This is a genomic window from Streptomyces sp. NPDC001407 (assembly GCF_042895325.1).
Lineage (GTDB): Bacteria > Actinomycetota > Actinomycetes > Streptomycetales > Streptomycetaceae > Streptomyces.
Genome location: NZ_JBIAWF010000017.1, coordinates 64,419 through 80,187, shown reverse-complemented (window position 1 = coordinate 80,187; position 15,769 = coordinate 64,419). Strand labels below are relative to the sequence as shown.

16 protein-coding genes are annotated in these 15,769 nt (G+C 73.2%); 10 read left to right on the top strand and 6 right to left on the bottom strand.

What is annotated here, in order from left to right:
- Positions 1–194: 194 nt before the first annotated feature.
- Together ACFY1P_RS23130 and ACFY1P_RS23125 are read left to right on the top strand one after the other, a co-directional pair.
- Complete coding sequence (locus ACFY1P_RS23130) at positions 195–1,688, top strand: hypothetical protein (RefSeq protein ID WP_361527899.1); 1,494 nt, start codon at positions 195–197, stop codon at positions 1,686–1,688.
- A gap of 444 nt (positions 1,689–2,132) precedes the next feature.
- Positions 2,133–3,194 carry an MsnO8 family LLM class oxidoreductase gene (locus ACFY1P_RS23125; RefSeq protein WP_390751742.1) on the top strand — a complete coding sequence of 354 codons (1,062 nt, stop codon included), beginning with the start codon at positions 2,133–2,135 and terminating at the stop codon, positions 3,192–3,194.
- Here ACFY1P_RS23125 and ACFY1P_RS23120 read toward each other — a convergent pair.
- The gene (locus ACFY1P_RS23120; RefSeq protein ID WP_390751776.1) at positions 3,147–4,361 is read right to left on the bottom strand and encodes a TerD family protein; all 1,215 of its coding nucleotides are present in this window, start codon (positions 4,359–4,361) and stop codon (positions 3,147–3,149) included. The two genes, ACFY1P_RS23125 and ACFY1P_RS23120, sit on opposite strands and share 48 nt — an antisense overlap.
- A 77-nt stretch (positions 4,362–4,438) precedes the next feature.
- Complete coding sequence (locus tag ACFY1P_RS23115) at positions 4,439–5,245, bottom strand: NAD(P)-dependent oxidoreductase (protein ID WP_361530868.1); 807 nt, start codon at positions 5,243–5,245, stop codon at positions 4,439–4,441.
- Between the two features lie 184 nt (positions 5,246–5,429).
- Here ACFY1P_RS23115 and ACFY1P_RS23110 point away from each other — a divergent pair, with 184 nt between their 5' ends.
- Positions 5,430–6,587: a serine hydrolase domain-containing protein gene (locus ACFY1P_RS23110; protein ID WP_390751741.1), complete on the top strand. Its 1,158-nt coding sequence runs from the start codon at positions 5,430–5,432 to the stop codon at positions 6,585–6,587.
- Between the two features lie 147 nt (positions 6,588–6,734).
- Here the strand turns inward: ACFY1P_RS23110 and ACFY1P_RS23105 are convergent, their stop codons facing one another.
- The gene (locus tag ACFY1P_RS23105) at positions 6,735–7,835 is read right to left on the bottom strand and encodes an amidohydrolase family protein (RefSeq protein ID WP_390751740.1); all 1,101 of its coding nucleotides are present in this window, start codon (positions 7,833–7,835) and stop codon (positions 6,735–6,737) included.
- Between the two features lie 385 nt (positions 7,836–8,220).
- On the opposite strand from ACFY1P_RS23105, the gene ectA reads away from it, so the two are divergent.
- The 4 genes from ectA (at position 8,221) to thpD (ending at position 11,440) form a co-directional block, all read left to right on the top strand.
- Positions 8,221–8,769, top strand: a complete 549-nt coding sequence (gene ectA / locus ACFY1P_RS23100; protein WP_390751739.1) for a diaminobutyrate acetyltransferase — start codon at positions 8,221–8,223, stop codon at positions 8,767–8,769.
- Between the two features lie 40 nt (positions 8,770–8,809).
- Entirely contained in the window at positions 8,810–10,078 is a 1,269-nt protein-coding gene (ectB, locus tag ACFY1P_RS23095; protein WP_361530856.1) for a diaminobutyrate--2-oxoglutarate transaminase, read from the top strand.
- A 71-nt stretch (positions 10,079–10,149) separates the two neighbouring features.
- Positions 10,150–10,548: an ectoine synthase gene (locus tag ACFY1P_RS23090; protein WP_361530853.1), complete on the top strand. Its 399-nt coding sequence runs from the start codon at positions 10,150–10,152 to the stop codon at positions 10,546–10,548.
- A gap of 1 nt (position 10,549) precedes the next feature.
- A complete protein-coding gene (gene thpD / locus ACFY1P_RS23085) occupies positions 10,550–11,440 on the top strand; it encodes an ectoine hydroxylase (protein WP_390751738.1) in 891 nt (296 codons plus the stop codon).
- A 72-nt stretch (positions 11,441–11,512) separates the two neighbouring features.
- Here thpD and ACFY1P_RS23080 read toward each other — a convergent pair whose 3' ends face one another.
- Positions 11,513–11,641, bottom strand: a complete 129-nt coding sequence (locus ACFY1P_RS23080) for a hypothetical protein (protein ID WP_361530847.1) — start codon at positions 11,639–11,641, stop codon at positions 11,513–11,515.
- A gap of 183 nt (positions 11,642–11,824) precedes the next feature.
- Between ACFY1P_RS23080 and ACFY1P_RS23075 the strand changes: the two genes are divergently transcribed.
- Both ACFY1P_RS23075 and ACFY1P_RS23070 read left to right on the top strand, forming a co-directional pair.
- Entirely contained in the window at positions 11,825–11,956 is a 132-nt protein-coding gene (locus ACFY1P_RS23075; protein WP_361530844.1) for a hypothetical protein, read from the top strand.
- A 270-nt stretch (positions 11,957–12,226) separates the two neighbouring features.
- Entirely contained in the window at positions 12,227–13,108 is an 882-nt protein-coding gene (locus tag ACFY1P_RS23070; RefSeq protein ID WP_390751737.1) for an SCO1860 family LAETG-anchored protein, read from the top strand.
- Positions 13,109–13,410: 302 nt separating this feature from the next.
- Here ACFY1P_RS23070 and cobC read toward each other — a convergent pair whose 3' ends face one another.
- On the bottom strand, positions 13,411–14,463 hold the full coding sequence (cobC, locus tag ACFY1P_RS23065; protein WP_361530838.1) for an Rv2231c family pyridoxal phosphate-dependent protein CobC: 1,053 nt from the start codon (positions 14,461–14,463) through the stop codon (positions 13,411–13,413).
- A 102-nt stretch (positions 14,464–14,565) separates the two neighbouring features.
- Positions 14,566–14,949: a cobalamin biosynthesis protein gene (locus ACFY1P_RS23060; RefSeq protein WP_361530835.1), complete on the bottom strand. Its 384-nt coding sequence runs from the start codon at positions 14,947–14,949 to the stop codon at positions 14,566–14,568.
- 93 nt (positions 14,950–15,042) lie between these two features.
- On the opposite strand from ACFY1P_RS23060, the gene ACFY1P_RS23055 reads away from it, so the two are divergent.
- Positions 15,043–15,768, top strand: a complete 726-nt coding sequence (locus tag ACFY1P_RS23055) for a ZIP family metal transporter (protein WP_361530832.1) — start codon at positions 15,043–15,045, stop codon at positions 15,766–15,768.
- Position 15,769: the final 1 nt, after the last annotated feature.

The window sequence follows — 15,769 nt, the reverse complement described above, 5'->3', positions numbered from 1 at the left end:
TGTCCGGGCGGGCCGGACGGATCTACGCGCGTCAATGTCCTGCCTGGTCACGGCAGTTGTCAAGGTTCCGCGGGTGTACGGCAGCCGTCGGGGCGATGAACCGGGCGGCACCGGGGAAATCCCGTCTACGCTTGGTCATCGCGCGCCGGACGACCGCGGCGCGGCCTGTTCACGACGAGGAGATGACCCCCCTGATGTCCGGAGACCGCCCGACCATGCCGCCGGTGCGGCTTCACTCCGACGCGGAGCTCGCGCGCGACGCGCTGTCCACGCCGTTGCTGACCCGTGCCGCGCGGCTCGCCCGCTGGGCCGGCGAGAAGGGCATCCCGGTCGGTGCGGGCGGCGAGCTGCTCGCCGAGCAGCTGCGCACCGCCACCGAGCTCCTGGGGCTCACCGACGACGAGGACGGCTCGGCCTACGCCGCCGAGGCGTGGCAGCACGCGCTGGACACCGGGCTGGTGGACGCCGCCCCGCTCGCCGACCAGCCCGCGGACGCCGACCCCGACGAGCCCTCCGGCATCGCCACCGTGGGCGAGGAGATGGAGACCCTCACCTCCGGCAGCCCCGCCGACATCCTCGAACTCTGGCTCGGCGGCGTGGAGAACGTCCTCGCCGACGCCGCGGCCCCCGACCTCGGCGACATCGTCGACCAGATCTCCGAGGGCGGGGACATCGACCTCGACTCCCTCGACTGGAACCCCGAGGAGGAGGCCGACTTCCTCGACGGCGTACTCGGCAACCTCTATCTGCTGACCGCGCTGGACGAGAGCGCCGCCGAGCGCCCCGTGCCGCTGCCCGCGCTCGCCGCCTCGATGATCGTCCCCGATGACATGGACGAGCCGACCGACGACGTCCTCGAAGAGGTCTCCGACGCGATGATGCGCCTGGACGACCAGTTCCGGATGCTCGCGCCGACCGGGATCGTGGAGTACAAGCCCGTCGACGAGGCCCTCATCGAGGAGGTCGACGGCGAGGGGCACATCCGCGAGTCCGTCGACGGAGTGGACTCCGACAGCCCGGAGGACGAGGACGTCAGCCGCTACGGCCTGGTCACCCTCACCCCGCTCGGCGTCCACGCCGTCCGCACCCGGATGATCGACGCCGGGATCGACGCCCCTGCCGTCGGCGACCTCGCCGAGGAGAGCGCCGACGTCCTCCTCGCCGCGCTCCCCGGCCACCCCGGCACGGCCGCCCGCGCCGAGACGGAGCAGTGGCTGGCCCGCCGCGCGCCGCTCGACGCCGCCCGCGAGCTGGTCGCCGCCGCGCGCGGGGCGGACGACGAGGCGCCGCGCCGCCGGCTGTCCTGCCAGCAGACTCTCTCCCTCCTCGGCCCGGAGGCCGAGCCCGCCCTGCGCGAGGTCCTCGACGACCGCGAGCTCGGCGGCCTCGCCCGGGTCTGGCTCGCCGAGCACGGCGCGGCGGACATCCCCGAGCCCGACGAGACGATGGTCTTCTGGCTGACCGTCGACACGATCGCCGCACAGCTGGCGGCCGACGGCGACTCGGACGAACTGCGCGACCTGGTGACGGACCTGGTGGGCCGGCACAGCGGCTTCTTCGACTCGGCGTGGCGGGTGGACCACCCCGCTACCGCGGATGTCCTGGAGGCGATGGGGCGCTTGCATCCGGACAAGAAGACGGCGAAGGAAGCGCGCAAGGCGGCGTTCAAGGCGCGGTCTCGCCGTTAGGCGGTGGCCTTGGCCTGGGGTGGATCCGTGGGTTCGCCGGGTGCGGTGGTTCGCCTGCGGCGGGCTTGTTCCCCAGCCCCGCCCCTTCCCGAAACTGGGGCGCTGCCCCAGACCCCGACCTGCGGGCCCATTGCCGCCTGCGGCGGGAGCGCCCTTCGGGCGCGTCCTCAAACGCCGGACGGGCTGAAATCAGCCCGTCCGGCGTTCGAGGACACCGCGCGAAGCGCGGTCAGGGGGTCTGGGGTCTCCCCAGTTTCGGGAAGGGGCGGGGCAGGGGAACAAAGCGCCGCAGGCACCAACCGGTCCACCGCCAGGGTCTGGGGCGGAGCCCCCCACGCGGCGGAGCCGCACATCAGACGCAGCCGGGAAGGGGCGGGTAGGGGAAAAGCCCGCCGCAGGCGTCACCGGCGGGAATCTTCCGGCGTCACCGCTGTTGAAGCCGACGTGAGCGCGCGTATCAGGAAGACCCCCTTCTCCGTTCTCGACCGGTCGCGGACGCGACAAGGGCATGAACCAGGAGAAGCCCTCCGCGAAAGCGTCCGCTTCGCCCAGGACGCCGAGGCCCTCGGCTACCACCGCTTCTGGGTGTCGGAACACCACAGCGTGCCCGGAGTGGCCGGCTCCGCCCCCACCGTGCTGGCCGCGGCCGTCGCCGCCGCGACGTCGCGGATCAGGGTCGGCACCGGCGGGGTGATGCTGCCCAACCACCGCACCCTGGTGGTCGCCGAGCAGTTCGGCGTGCTGGAGTCCCTCTTCCCGGGCCGGATCGACATGGGCCTGGGCCGCTCCGTGGGCTTCACCGACGGCATCCGCCGGGCGCTCGGCACGGACAAGGACGCCATGGGGGAGTTCGGCACGCAGCTCGCCGAGCTCACGGCCTACTTCACCGGCGGCCCCCGCGCTCACCCCGAGGTCCACGCCCGCCCGGCGGAGGGGCTGCGGGTGCCCATGTTCGTCCTCGCCAACGGAGCGGGTGCCGAGCTCGCCGCAGAGGCCGGTGCGGCGCTGGTCATCGGCGGGCTGAACGGCGAGGAGAAGACGCTCTCGGCCATCGCCCGCTACCGATCCGCCTTCCGCCCCTCCGCCCTGCGCGACCGCCCCTATGTCGTCGTCGCGGGCAACGTGGCCGTGGCGGAGACCACCGAGCGGGCCCGCCGCCTGCTGATGCCCGAGGCGTGGGCACTGGCCCACTCCCGTACGCACGGCGTCTTCCCGCCGCTGACCTCCGCCGAGGAGATCGACTCCCTCGCCATGACCGACCGGGAGCGCGGCTTCTACGAGGCCGGGCTGCGCGGCCACATCCACGGCACGGAGGACGAGGTGGCCGCTGCGCTCGACTCGCTGATCGAGCGCAGCGGCGCCGACGAGGTGCTGGTCACCACCGCTTCCCACGACCGGGAGGCGCTGTTCGCCTCCTACCGCCGGCTGGCCCGCCTCGCCGGGCTGCCGACGGCCGCGTCACAGGGCCTGGGCGGCGGGCTTGACCAGGTCGCGCACCGTCTTTGACTTCACGTACTCCCCGAGAGCCGTCATCTCCCACTCGCCCGAGAACTGCCGGATGAACTTGCACATGAGGACACCGGTCTTCGCCTCGGCCCCCGTCAGGTCGAAGCGCACCAGCTCCTCGCCCGTACGGGCGTCGAGCAGGCGGCAGTACGCCTTGGCGACCTGGGTGAACTTCTGGCCGTTGAAGGAGCTGACGGTGAAGACCAGGCCGGTCACCTCGGGCGGCAGGCCCTCCATGTGCACGGTGATCGACTCGTCGTCGCCCGAGCCCTCGCCGGTGAGGTTGTCACCGGAGTGCTGGATCGCGCCGTTGAGGATCTGGAGCTTGCCGAAGTAGCAGGCGTCGATCATGTTGCGGTCGGGGCCGTAGGCGATGACCGAGGCGTCGAGGTCGATGGCCCGGCTGCCGTACGCGGGCTCCCAGCCGAGCCCCATCCGCACCGACCGGGCGAGCGGCTTGCCGCCCTTGACGAGGGAGACCGTCTGGTTCTTCTGGAGGCTGACCCGGCCCTTGTCGAGGTTGATCTTGCCGGGCGCGGGCGGGAAGGCGGGCGGCGCGGCGGGGGCCGGGGGGGCGGCCGGGGCAGCGGGGGCGCCCCACTGGCCCGCGGGCGGCGCCTGCGCGGGCACGGGCGGGGCGGCCGGCGGGGCGACGGGCTGCGCCGGGGCGGCCGGCTCCTCCACGCTCACCCCGAAGTCCGTGGCGATGCCTGCCAGGCCGTTCGAGTAACCCTGGCCGACCGCGCGCACCTTCCACGCGCCGGCCCGGCGGTAGACCTCGACGACCACCAGCGCCGTCTCCGAGCCCAGCCGCGGCGGGGTGAACGTGGCGAGCACGGAGCCGTCGTCCGCGCTGCGCACCGTCGCGGTCGGCTCGGTGCCCGCGAAGGTCGCGCCCGCGGCGTCCGGGCTGGCCGTCACCACGATCTTCTCGATGCCGTCCGGCACCGCGCCGGTGTCCACGGTGATCGAGTCGGGCGAGCCGGCGGACGCGGCGCGGTGGGTCACGCCCGGCCCGCTGGGCTGGTTGTAGAAGACGAAGTCGTCGTCGGAGCGCACCTTGCCGTCGGCGGTGAGCAGCAGGCCCGAAACGTCGAGCCGCACCGGTGCGGTGACGTCCACCGTCACGCGCGTGACGGCCAGTGGGATGTTCGAGCCGGGTGTCATAGCGGTCATGTCCCGGGTAACGAGTGGCCGCGCTTTGCGGTTCCATTACCGAACGCCGGATTCCCGCCCGGCCGCGGTCAGTGCTTCCTGGTGGGCGGGCTGTCCGTGCAGAAGGTCCCGCCGAGCCAGGCGTCGCCGGGCCGCGGGCCCTCGCCCTCCGCCGCGAGGAGCTCGGCGGCGTACGGCTCCGAGTCGTCCTGGGGCTCGTAACCGAGCGCGCGGGCGCCCGACAGGTCCCACCACAGGCGGGAGTTGGCGGAGCTGCCGTAGACCACCGTGTGCCCCACCCCCTCGGCCGTCAGCGCCGCGTGCGTCAGCCGGGCGCAGTCGCCGGGGCTCAGCCAGGTGGACAGCATGCGCACGGCCCACGGCGCGCGGAAGCAGGAGCCGATGCGCAGACAGACCGACTCGATCCCGTGCCGGTGCCAGTAGAGGGCGGCGAGGTCCTCCCCGAAGCACTTGGAGAGCCCGTAGAAGGTGTCCGGGCGGTGCGGCGTCGTGACGGGGATCGGGGGCGCGCCCTCGGCCGGGACCGGGGTGAAGCCGACGGCGTGGTTGCTCGACGCGAGGACGACCCGGCGGACGCCCTCCTGCCGCGCCGCCTCGTAAAGGCGGTACGTGCCCTCGATGTTGGCGTGCAGGATCTCCTCGAAGGGTGCCTCCACCGGGATCCCCGCGAGATGGACGACCGCGTCGACGCCCGCCATGGCCGCGTGCAGCGCCTCGCCGTCGTGGAGCTCCGCCGTGACGGCGTCCGGTTCGCCCTCGACCGGGCGCCGGTCGAACAGGCGCAGCCTGTGGCCGTATCCGGGGAGCAGTTCGCGCAGGAAGGTGCCGATGCCTCCGGCGGCGCCGGTGACGAGGACGGTGGGAGCGGTCGGCATGCGGTCACGCTAGGGAGGGGGACGGATGGGGTCAAGCACCCCGGATCCACCCCCTGTTTCGGCCCGCGCTCGTGGAACCGGCCGGAAGAAGACGCCTTTTCGCAGGTCAGCGGAATAACCCGGCGCCCGGCGCTGCTCCACACCCACACAGGATCCGCCCAACCCCGATCCGCAAGGAGTACACATGCCGAACGGTGCCATCGCCCAGGGGACTGTCGCCAAGGGCTACGAAGCGGTGCGCGAGGAGTTCGAGGCGACCCTCGCGGAGGAGCGCGAGGGGCACTCGGCGCAGCTCGCCGCCTATGTGGACGGCCATCAGGTCGTCGACCTGTGGGGCGGTCCCGGCATCGAGGCCGACTCCCTCACCGGGGTCTTCTCCTCCACCAAGGGCGCCGCCCACCTCGTCGTGGCGATGCTCGTCCAGGACGGCACCCTCGACCTGGACCGGGAAGTGAGCCACTACTGGCCCGAGTTCGCCGCCGAGGGCAAGGGGCGCATCACCCTGCGCGAGCTGCTCGCCCACCGCGCGGGCCTGGCCGGCGTCGACGGCGGGCTCACCCTGGAGGAGCTCGCGGACGACCGCGTGATAGCCGAGCGGCTGGCCGCGCAGCGCCCGCACTGGCGGCCGGGCGCCGCCTTCGGCTACCACGGCCTGGTCATCGGCGCCCTCACCGGCGAGGTCGTGCGCCGCGTGACCGGGCTGACCATGCAGGAGTTCTACGAGACGCGCGTCCGCGCCCCGTACGGCATCGACTTCTACATGGGCCTGCCCGAGGACCAGGAGCACCGGGTGCTGGACACCCAGCCGATGGACCCGACGCCCGAGCAGAAGCGCGCCCTTCAGGAGGTCGCCGGCGGACCGGAGAGCCTCAAGGGCATCGCGTTCAACCTCAACCACGCCGTGCCGACCGTGCTGGAGGCGCTGCCCAACTCCCGTGTCATCCGCGCGGGCGGCCCCGCCTCCGTCGGCGGCATGGCCTCCGCCCGCGGCCTCGCCCGGCTCTACGCGGCGGCCATCAGCAGCGTCGACGGCAAGGAGCCGCTGCTCACGCCCGCCACGGCCGCCGATTTCGCCCAGGTCCACTCGGTCGGCCACGACCTGGTCCTGCGTCAGCACAACGCCTTCGGCCTGGGCTTCGCGGCGGTCTCGGACACCGCCTTCCCGTTCCTGGGCGGGCGGTCCTTCGGGCACAACGGCGCGGCCGGGTCGGTCGCCTTCGCCGACCCCAGCCGCGCCCTCGCCTTCGGCTACAACCGCCGCCGCTTCGCCTTCCCCGGCGGCGCGGCCCCGGAGACGCCCCGCCTGGCCGCGGTGGTCCACGACTGCGCGTCGGCGAGCTGAGGGCCGGCCCGGCGAGGGGTCCCCCCGGACGAAGTCCGGGGGAGCGTCCTCATACGCCGGACGGGCTGGACATGGTGCACGTGATCGTCGACGCGCACCACATCCGGCCCATCGGCGGCACTTCGAGGGCGCATCCGCCGCGCACGGCTACCGCACCACCTTCCCCCTGAGCACCACCCGCCGCGGTGCGCCGAGCACCCTGACGTCCTCGCGGGGGTCGCTTCCGTAGACCACCAGGTCCGCCGGCGCGCCCTCCTCCAGGCCGGGGCGGCCGAGCCAGGAGCGTGCGCCCCAGGACGCCGCGTCGAGCGCGGCCGTCGCCGGGATCCCCGCCTTGACCAGCTCGGCGACCTCCTGGGCCACCAGGCCGTGCGCGAGCGAACCGCCCGCGTCCGTACCGACGTAGACGGGGATGCCCGCGTCGTACGCCGCGCCCACCGTCGCGTAGCGCCGCGCGTGCAGGCGGCGCATGTGGTCGGCCCAGCGCGGGAACTTCGTCTCGCCGCCCCGCGCGAGGGCCGGGAACGTCGCGATGTTGACCAGCGTCGGCACGATCGCCACGCCCCGCTCGGCGAAGAGCGGGATCGTCTCCTCCGTCAGCCCCGTGGCGTGCTCGACGCAGTCGATGCCCGCCTCCACCAGCGGCGCGAGCGACTCCTCGGCGAAGCAGTGCGCCGTGACCCGCGCCCCCAGCCGGTGCGCCTCGGCGATGGCGGCCTCCACCGCGCCGCGCGGCCAGCACAGCGACAGGTCGCCCGTCTCGCGGTCGATCCAGTCGCCGACGAGCTTGACCCAGCCGTCCCCGCGCCGCGCCTCGCGCGCCACATAGGCCACGAGGTCCTCGGGCTCGATCTCGTGCGCGTAGTTGCGGATGTAGCGGCGGGTGCGGGCGATGTGGCGGCCCGCGCGGATGATGCGCGGCAGGTCCTCGCGGTCGTCGATCCACCGGGTGTCGGAGGGGGAGCCCGCGTCCCGCAGCAGCAGCGCGCCGGCGTCGCGGTCCGTCGTCGCCTGCTTCTCGCTGGTCGAGCCGTCGACCGGCCCGTGGGCGTCGAGCCCCACGTGGCAGTGGGCGTCGACGAGGCCGGGGAGCACCCACCCCTCGAGGGTGGTGACGTCGCGTGTCCCCGTCGGCCGGTCGAAGGTGATCCTGCCGTCCACGGCCCACAGTTCGTCGCGCGTCCCGTGGTCGGGGTCCGGGCCGGTGAGCACGCGCCCCTTGATGTGCAGCACTCCGCTGTCGCTCATGGGATCACTGTATTCGGGGGCGTGTTCGGCGCGGCGGGGCCGCCGGAACGCGGCCCCGGGCCCCGGCCGGCGGGCTGTTTCCGTATTCGGCGCGGTCTGCGGTCCCGATTTCCCCTCCGTATATACGTGAATGCAAATTCCCTGCCTTCGCCTGCCCCCATGCCCTGACCCTAAACGCGCGAATTTTATTGGCGTCCGAGCGGGTGGATCTTTCCTGTGACCGACCCCACAATTCCGCCCGGAGTGTCCGGTAATAGCCGACAAATCGGCGTCGTTTCGGGGTGGCTCGCGCCCGCCCACGCTCGCGCGATAACACGGGACCGCCGTGCCGGTAAAGACCACACCCCCATGCATTTTTCGATTCACCTCGGTAAATTCACTCCGCATGACCGCCGCACAAGCAGACCTTGTACGTGCCCGCAGTGAATTCCCGGAAATGCCGGAGGGGCTCACGCTCGACACCCCGCGCGTCGAGGACGGGGCCGCGATCTGGCGGATCGCCCGTGACTCGAAGGCGCTGGACCTCAACTCCTCGTACAGCTATCTGCTGTGGTGCCGCGACTTCGCCGCCACCTCCGCCGTGGCCCGCGGCGCCGACGGGGAGCCGACCGGTTTCGTCACCGGCTACGTCCGCCCCGACCGGCCCCACACGCTCGTGGTCTGGCAGGTCGCCGTCGACCACGCGCACCGCGGCCGGGGCCTGGCCGCCGCGCTGCTGGACGGCCTCGTCGCCCGGGTCTCCCGGGAGCTGGGCGTGCGCGGTGTCGAGACCACCGTCACGCCCGACAACACCGCGTCCAACCGGCTGTTCGCCTCCTTCGCCGAGCGCCACGGCGCGCCCGTCGAGCGCGAGGTGCTCTTCGACGACGGCCTGTTCCCCGACGGCGGCCACGCCCCCGAGGTGCTGCACCGCATCGGCCCCCTCGCGGCCTGACCACCCCCGAGCCACCACCCCCGCCCTTCCTGGAGTTGCCGTGACCATCACCCCGCCCGCACTGAGCGTCTTCGAGAGCCTGGAGTCGGAGGTGCGCAGCTACTGCCGCAGCTGGCCCGCCGTCTTCGACCGCGCCCAGGGCAGCCGGATGTACGACGAGGACGGCCACACCTACCTCGACTTCTTCGCCGGCGCCGGCGCGCTCAACTACGGCCACAACAATCCCGTGCTCAAACGCGCCCTGCTCGACTACCTCGAACACGACGGCGTCACCCACGGCCTGGACATGGCGACGACCGCCAAGCGCGCCTTCCTGGAGACCTTCCAGGACGTCGTGCTCCGGCCGCGCGACCTGCCCTACAAGGTGATGTTCCCCGGCCCGACGGGCACCAACGCCGTGGAGGCCGCGCTCAAGCTGGCCCGCAAGGCCAAGGGCCGCGAGTCGGTCGTCTCCTTCACCAACGCCTTCCACGGCATGTCGCTGGGCTCGCTCGCCGTCACCGGCAACGCCTTCAAGCGCGCCGGGGCCGGCATCCCGCTGGTGCACGGCACGCCCATGCCGTTCGACAACTACTTCGACGGACAGGTCCCGGACTTCCTGTGGTTCGAGCGGCTCCTGGAGGACCAGGGCTCGGGCCTCAACACCCCCGCCGCCGTGATCGTCGAGACCGTGCAGGGGGAGGGCGGCATCAACGTCGCGCGCCCCGAATGGCTGCGCGCCCTCGCCGCGCTGTGCGAGCGCCGCGACATGCTGCTGATCGTCGACGACATCCAGATGGGCTGCGGCCGCACCGGCGGCTTCTTCTCCTTCGAGGAGGCGGGCATCACGCCCGACATCGTCACCCTCTCCAAGTCCATCGGCGGCTACGGCATGCCGATGTCGCTCACCCTCTTCAAGCCCGAGCTCGACCTCTGGGAGCCCGGCGAGCACAACGGCACCTTCCGCGGCAACAACCCCTCCTTCGTCACCGCGGCCGCCGCCCTCAACGCCTACTGGACCGACGGGCAGATGGAGAAGCAGACCCACGCCCGCGGCGAGCAGGTCGAGCAGGCGCTGCGCGCGATCTGCGCCGAGCACCCCGGCCTGGGCGGGCGCTACCGCGGCCGCGGCCTTGTCTGGGGCCTGGAGTTCACCGACCGCGCGCGGGCGTCCGCCGTCGCCGCGCGCGCCTTCGAACTCGGCCTGCTCATCGAGACCTCCGGCCCCGAGAGCGAGGTCGTCAAGCTGCTCCCGGCCCTGACCATCTCCCCCGAGGACCTCGACGAGGGCCTGCGCATCCTCGCCCGCGCGGTCCGCGAGACCGCCTGAGCGGCACCCGCCGCCCTCACGAGAGACAACCCGGCGAAGCCCGGAAGAAACCGAGAGAAGGAAGCACCACCATGATCGTCCGCTCGTTCAAGGACATCGAGGGCACCGACCGGCACGTCAAGGCCAAGTCGGGCACCTGGGAGAGCAAGCGCATCGTCCTCGCCAAGGAGCGCGTCGGCTTCTCCCTGCACGAGACCACGCTCTACGCCGGGACCGAGACCTCCATGTGGTACGCCAACCACATCGAGGCCGTCCTGTGCGTGGAGGGCGAGGCCGAACTCACCAACGACGAGACCGGCGAGACGCACTGGATCACGCCCGGGACGATGTACCTCCTGGACGGCCACGAGAAGCACACCATGCGCCCGAAGACCGACTTCCGCTGCGTGTGCGTCTTCAACCCGCCGGTCACCGGCCGGGAGGACCACGACGAGAACGGCGTCTACCCGCTGCTCACGGAGGAGGGCTGACATGACGGCCACGGCCGAAGACCTCTACCCCACCCGCGGCGTCCACGAGGTGTCCGTCCCCCGCCAGGACCCCGTCGTCTGGTCCGGCCCCGACGCTCCCGGGCCGATCGGCACGGCGGAGCTGGAGAGCTACGACCGCAACGGCTTCCTGACGGTCGATCAGCTCCTCGGTCCGTACGAGGTGGCCCGCTACCGCGCCGAACTCGACCGGCTGATCGCCGACCCCGCCGTACGGGCCGACGAGCGCTCGGTCATCGAGCCGAAGTCCCAGGACGTGCGCTCGGTCTTCGAGGTCCACCGCATCAGCGAGGTCTTCGCCGCGCTCGTGCGCGACCCCCGCGTCGTCGGCCGGGCCCGGCAGATCCTCGGCTCGGACGTCTACGTCCACCAGTCCCGGATCAACGTCAAGCCCGGCTTCGGCGCCTCCGGGTTCTACTGGCACTCCGACTTCGAGACCTGGCACGCCGAGGACGGGCTGCCGCGCATGCGGACCGTCTCGGTCTCCATCGCCCTCACCGAGAACCACGACACCAACGGCGGGCTGATGATCATGCCCGGCTCGCACCGGACGTTCCTCGGCTGCGCCGGTGAGACGCCGCGCGACAACTACAAGCAGTCGCTGCGCATGCAGGACGCGGGCACGCCCTCCGACAAGGCGCTGACGGGCTTCGCGGAGGAGCACGGCATCAAGCTGTTCACCGGCCCGGCCGGCTCGGCCACGTGGTTCGACTGCAACTGCATGCACGGTTCCGGCGACAACATCACGCCCTTCCCCCGCAGCAACGTCTTCATCGTCTTCAACAGCGTGGAGAACACGGCGGTGGAACCGTTCGCCGCACCGGTGCGCAGGCCGGAGTTCATCGGCGCGAGAGATTTCACGCCGGTGATGTGAGGCCGGTGATGTGACGCCGGGGGAGCGAGCGCCGGACGGGCCCTTCGGGGTCGGGCCCGTCCGGCGCTCGCGTCACGGCGCCGACAGCAGCCGGTCCACGTCCGCGGCCGTGTTGACGGCGTCCGTGGGGAGCAGGCCCCAGGCCGCGGTGCCGAGGTGCGTGGTCCGGGGGTCGAAGCGACCGGGCGCGAGGCTCTCCATACCGGTCCGCTATCCGCGCGTGCGATCGCCGCGTCCACGTCGTCAGGGGCGCTCGTCCTCCTCAAGGCCGAGAAAGCCGCGGCGAGTTCTGCCCCGGGAACGAGAAATGGATCAGTCCTGGGGAGTAGCGGGTCTGCCGCCTGGGCCGACGCGCCGCGGTGCCGTCCCCGGGAAGCTGTTCGCATGAACCGAACGACAGTGCCCGCGCTCCGAACGGCCTTCGACGACGACCACGTCACCGTCTTCCCGGTCGGTGACGACGACCATGCGACCGTCGTGAACCCGGGGCCGCCGCGGGCGGGACCGCCGGGCTGACCGCGCGGCAGGCTACGGGTGGCTGGGCGGCGGGTGTGGCGACGCGTGTGACGGGAAGCGACTCGCGCGCCGCGCGAATCGAATGCCGCTGCGAAACCTACTCGTTGGGGTGAACTGGCCCCAGGAGGCTGCCCGTTCACCCTCAAGAGGTCAAATATGGCGGGGTCCCGCCGTCGGCGCGGCGATGTCCCCCATGGACCGCGCCGACGGCACCACGCCTCTTGTGGGGGTTCCACACACGTGTACAGCACCACCAGCCCTTCTTTCGGCATGCCCGCACGCCGTCTCGCCGCGCTCGCGGTGACGGCCGCCGCGACAGCGACCGCCGTCGCCGGCCCCGCGCACGCCACCGGAAGCGGCTCCGGCGACCGAGGGAAGTCCGGCGCGGCCGTCCTGCGCACCGGACTCGACGTCGCCCTGCTCGACAAGACCGTCCACGTCCCGCTCAACGCCTCCCTCAACGAGGTGCACGCGCCGGCGGACGCGGACAAGACCGCCCTCACCGTCACGCTCGACGGCGTCGAGAAGGGCAAGCCCGTCGACGTCCTGCGCGCCGACGCCGCCACCGCCCGCGCCACCGCCGACGGGAACAAGGCGGAGGGCTACGCCAACCTCGTCCACGCCCGGGTGCACGTACCCGGCCTGCCGCTCCTCTCGCTCGTCGAGGTCCAGCAGGTCACCTCCACGGCCGTGTGCGAGGCGGGCAGGAAGCCCACCGCCACCTCCAACCTCCTGGGCAGCGTCTCGGTGCTCGGCAGGAAGGTCACGCTCACCCCGAACGGCCCGACGAAGGTCTCGGTGCCCGGTGTCGGCGACGTACGGCTGGACCTGTCCCGCACGGCCACGACGTCCCGCACGGCGGCGGCGAGCGCGCTGGCGCTCAACGTCTCGGTGAACCCGCTGAAGCTGAACGTGGCCGACGTGCGGGGGTCGGTGACGCTGGCCTCGGCCACGTGCGAGACGCCGTCCGGCGCGGCCACGGCCGGGCCGCGGGAGGCCGCGGCCCGGACGTCCGCGGAGCCGGCCGCCGCGAAGGATCTGGCCGAGACGGGGGGTGGCTCTGCCACGCCGTATGTGGTGGGGGCGGCGGCTGTGCTCGTGGCTGCGGGGGGCGGAGCGCTGGCGCTGGCGCGCCGCCGCCGCAGCTGCTAGCGGTTGTTTTTCCCCAGCCCCGCCCCTTCCCGAACTGGGGCTCTGCCCCAGACCCCGATGTGCGGGTCCGTTGCCGCCTGCGGCGGGGGCGGCCTGCGGCCGCGTCCTCAAACTCCCCCAGCTACCGCTGGGAGGTGCCCCCAACGGGCTGGAAGGTGCGGACCGTAACCAGCGAAATTCAGCGCGTCCGGCGCTTGAGGACACCGCGCGAAGCGCGGTCAAGGGGGTCCGGGGTCTCCCAGGTTTCGGGAAGGGGCGGGGCTGGGGAACAAAGCGCCGCAGGCGCAGACGGGCGCGATCCCCTACCCCGCCGACAAGACCTCGCGAAGTGCCGAGATGAAGCGGTCCGTCGTCGCACGATCCCGCACCGCCAGACGCAGAAAATCCGGGCCCAAGCCCGGAAACGTGTCACCGCGGCGGACCGCGAAGCCCAGGCCGCGCAGCCGGGAGCGGACCGTCACCGCGTCCGGCAGCTGGATCAGGACGAAGGGGCCCGCCGCCGGGCCGTGCACGCGTACCTCCTCGAACTCCGCGAGGGCCGCGACCAGATGGGACCGGTCGGACGCCAGGTGATGAGCCGCGTGGGCGGCCTCGGCCAGCGCCGGGGGCGCGCTGCACGCCTCCGCCGCCGCCAGGGCGGGGGAGGAGACGGGCCACAGCGGCTGGGCCCGCTCCAGCTTCGCTATGGCGCCGGGCGAGGCGAGGACGTAACCGATGCGCAGCCCCGCGAGACCCCAGGTCTTCGTGAGGCTGCGCAGCACGACCAGGCCCGGCAGGTCCGTACGGGAGGCCAGGGACTCGCGCTCGCCCGGCACCGCGTCCATGAACGCCTCGTCCACGACGAGGGTCCGCCCCGGGCGGGCGAGCTGGGCCAGCGCCTGCGCGGGGTGCAGGACCGACGTGGGGTTGGTGGGGTTGCCGACGACCACCAGATCCGCGTCACCGGGCACCGCGCGCGGGTCCAGCCGGAAGCCGTCCGCCGCGTCCAGCAGCACGCGCTCCACCGTGTGCCCGGCGGCCCGCAGCGCCGCCTCCGGCTCCGTGAACTGCGGGTGGACGACCACCGGCCGCCGCACCGGCAGGGCCCGCGCCAGCAGCACGAACGCCTCCGCCGCGCCCGCCGTCAGCAGCACCCGCTCCTCCGGCAGCCCGTGCCGCGCGGCCACGGCCCGCCGCGCGGCCCGCCCGTCCGGATAGGCGGCGAGCCCGTCGAGCGAGCCCGCGATGTGCTCCCGCAGCCACTCCGGAGGCGTGCCCGAGCGCACGTTGACCGCGAGGTCGGTCAACTCCGCACCGCCGCCGCGCACTTCGGCGTCGCCGTGGTGCCGCAGGTCGGGTTCACTGGGTGTGTGCATGGCCGCGGGCCACCTTCTCTTCTCCTCGACGCCGACTTGACGCCCGCGGGGCCCGTGCGAGGGCCCGACCCGGAAACGGTACTGACGGCCCGCCCGCCGCCCTCACCCGGGTCCGCGCGCGATCGCGCAGGTCACCCGTGCCGACTTCCGCTTGCCGACCACCAGCACCCCGCGCGGGCCGGCGGCCAGCAGCGCCGCGGCCTCGGCCACGCCCGGCACGCCCACGGCGGCGAGGACGGCCGGGGAGGGGTGCGGCACCGCGACGGCGGCGAGCGCCCGCGCACCGTACGACAGCAGCGGCACCCCGAGCCGGGCGGCGGCCTCGCGCAGCCCCGGCTCGCCGGCCTTCGCCTCGGCGGTGACCAGCGCCGCAGGCACCCCGCCGCCCGCCTCGCCGAGCGCCCGCCCGACGAGCGCGAGGACCTCGTCGGCCCCGGCGCCCCGCCGGGCGCCGACACCGACGTACAGCGGCGCGGGGACGGTCATCGGCTCTCCGGGGACGTACGGCGGTGGACATGCGGCGCGGGCGGGAGGTCAGTAAGCAGGAAGCAGCGCAACCGCGAGAAGGGTGGTGGACCGGTGCCGGTCGTCGTCGCCCTGGGAGCGTTCCTGATGACGCTGCTCGGCGGCTGGGCCGCCCATCGGGTCACCGACCGCCGCCACCTCATCCTGGGGCTCGCGGGCGGGCTCATGCTGGGCGTCGTCGGCCTCGACCTGCTGCCGGAGGCGCTGGAGGCCGCCGGGCGGAAGATCTTCGGAGTGCCGGTCGCCCTGCTCTGCTTCGTCCTCGGCTTCCTCACCGCCCACCTCGTCGAACGCCTCCTCGCCGTCCGCCGGGCGGACCACGGCCTCACCGGCCGGGAACGCGTCCCCCAGGTGGGGCTCACCGCCGCTGCCGCGCTGGTCGGGCACAGCGCCATGGACGGCGTCGCGATCGGCGCCGCCTTCCAGGTCGACAGCTCCATGGCCGCCTCCGTCGGGCTCGCCGTCATCGCCCACGACTTCGCCGACGGCTTCAACACGTACACGATCACCGACCTGTACGGGAACCAGCGCCACCGCGCCCTCCTGATGCTCGGAGCCGACGCGCTCGCGCCCGTCGTCGGTGCCGCCTCGACGCTGCTGTTCACCCTTCCGGAGCACTCCCTCGGCATGTACCTCGGATTCTTCGGCGGGGTGCTGCTCTATCTGGCGGCCTCCGACATCCTCCCCGAGGCCCACCACCGGCACTCCGCCCGCTCCACGCTGGCCTGCACGGTGGCCGGGGTGGCGTTCGTCTGGCTCGTGGTGGGCCTGGCGAGCTGAC

Bases quoted from the DNA above. Each gene is read 5' to 3' on its own strand.
- ACFY1P_RS23060 (WP_361530835.1), bottom strand. From the start codon at position 14,949: ATGACCGTCCCCGCGCCGCTGTACGTCGGTGTCGGCGCCCGGCGGGGC.
- ACFY1P_RS23080 (WP_361530847.1), bottom strand. From the start codon at position 11,641: ATGGAGAGCCTCGCGCCCGGTCGCTTCGACCCCCGGACCACGCACCTC.
- ACFY1P_RS23075 (WP_361530844.1), top strand. From the start codon at position 11,825: ATGAACCGAACGACAGTGCCCGCGCTCCGAACGGCCTTCGACGACGAC.
- ACFY1P_RS23070 (WP_390751737.1), top strand. From the start codon at position 12,227: ATGCCCGCACGCCGTCTCGCCGCGCTCGCGGTGACGGCCGCCGCGACA.
- ACFY1P_RS23115 (WP_361530868.1), bottom strand. From the start codon at position 5,245: ATGCCGACCGCTCCCACCGTCCTCGTCACCGGCGCCGCCGGAGGCATC.
- ACFY1P_RS23110 (WP_390751741.1), top strand. From the start codon at position 5,430: ATGCCGAACGGTGCCATCGCCCAGGGGACTGTCGCCAAGGGCTACGAA.
- ectA (WP_390751739.1), top strand. From the start codon at position 8,221: ATGACCGCCGCACAAGCAGACCTTGTACGTGCCCGCAGTGAATTCCCG.
- ACFY1P_RS23120 (WP_390751776.1), bottom strand. From the start codon at position 4,361: ATGACACCCGGCTCGAACATCCCACTGGCCGTCACGCGCGTGACGGTG.
- cobC (WP_361530838.1), bottom strand. From the start codon at position 14,463: ATGCACACACCCAGTGAACCCGACCTGCGGCACCACGGCGACGCCGAA.
- ACFY1P_RS23105 (WP_390751740.1), bottom strand. From the start codon at position 7,835: ATGAGCGACAGCGGAGTGCTGCACATCAAGGGGCGCGTGCTCACCGGC.
- thpD (WP_390751738.1), top strand. From the start codon at position 10,550: ATGACGGCCACGGCCGAAGACCTCTACCCCACCCGCGGCGTCCACGAG.
- ACFY1P_RS23130 (WP_361527899.1), top strand. From the start codon at position 195: ATGTCCGGAGACCGCCCGACCATGCCGCCGGTGCGGCTTCACTCCGAC.
- ACFY1P_RS23090 (WP_361530853.1), top strand. From the start codon at position 10,150: ATGATCGTCCGCTCGTTCAAGGACATCGAGGGCACCGACCGGCACGTC.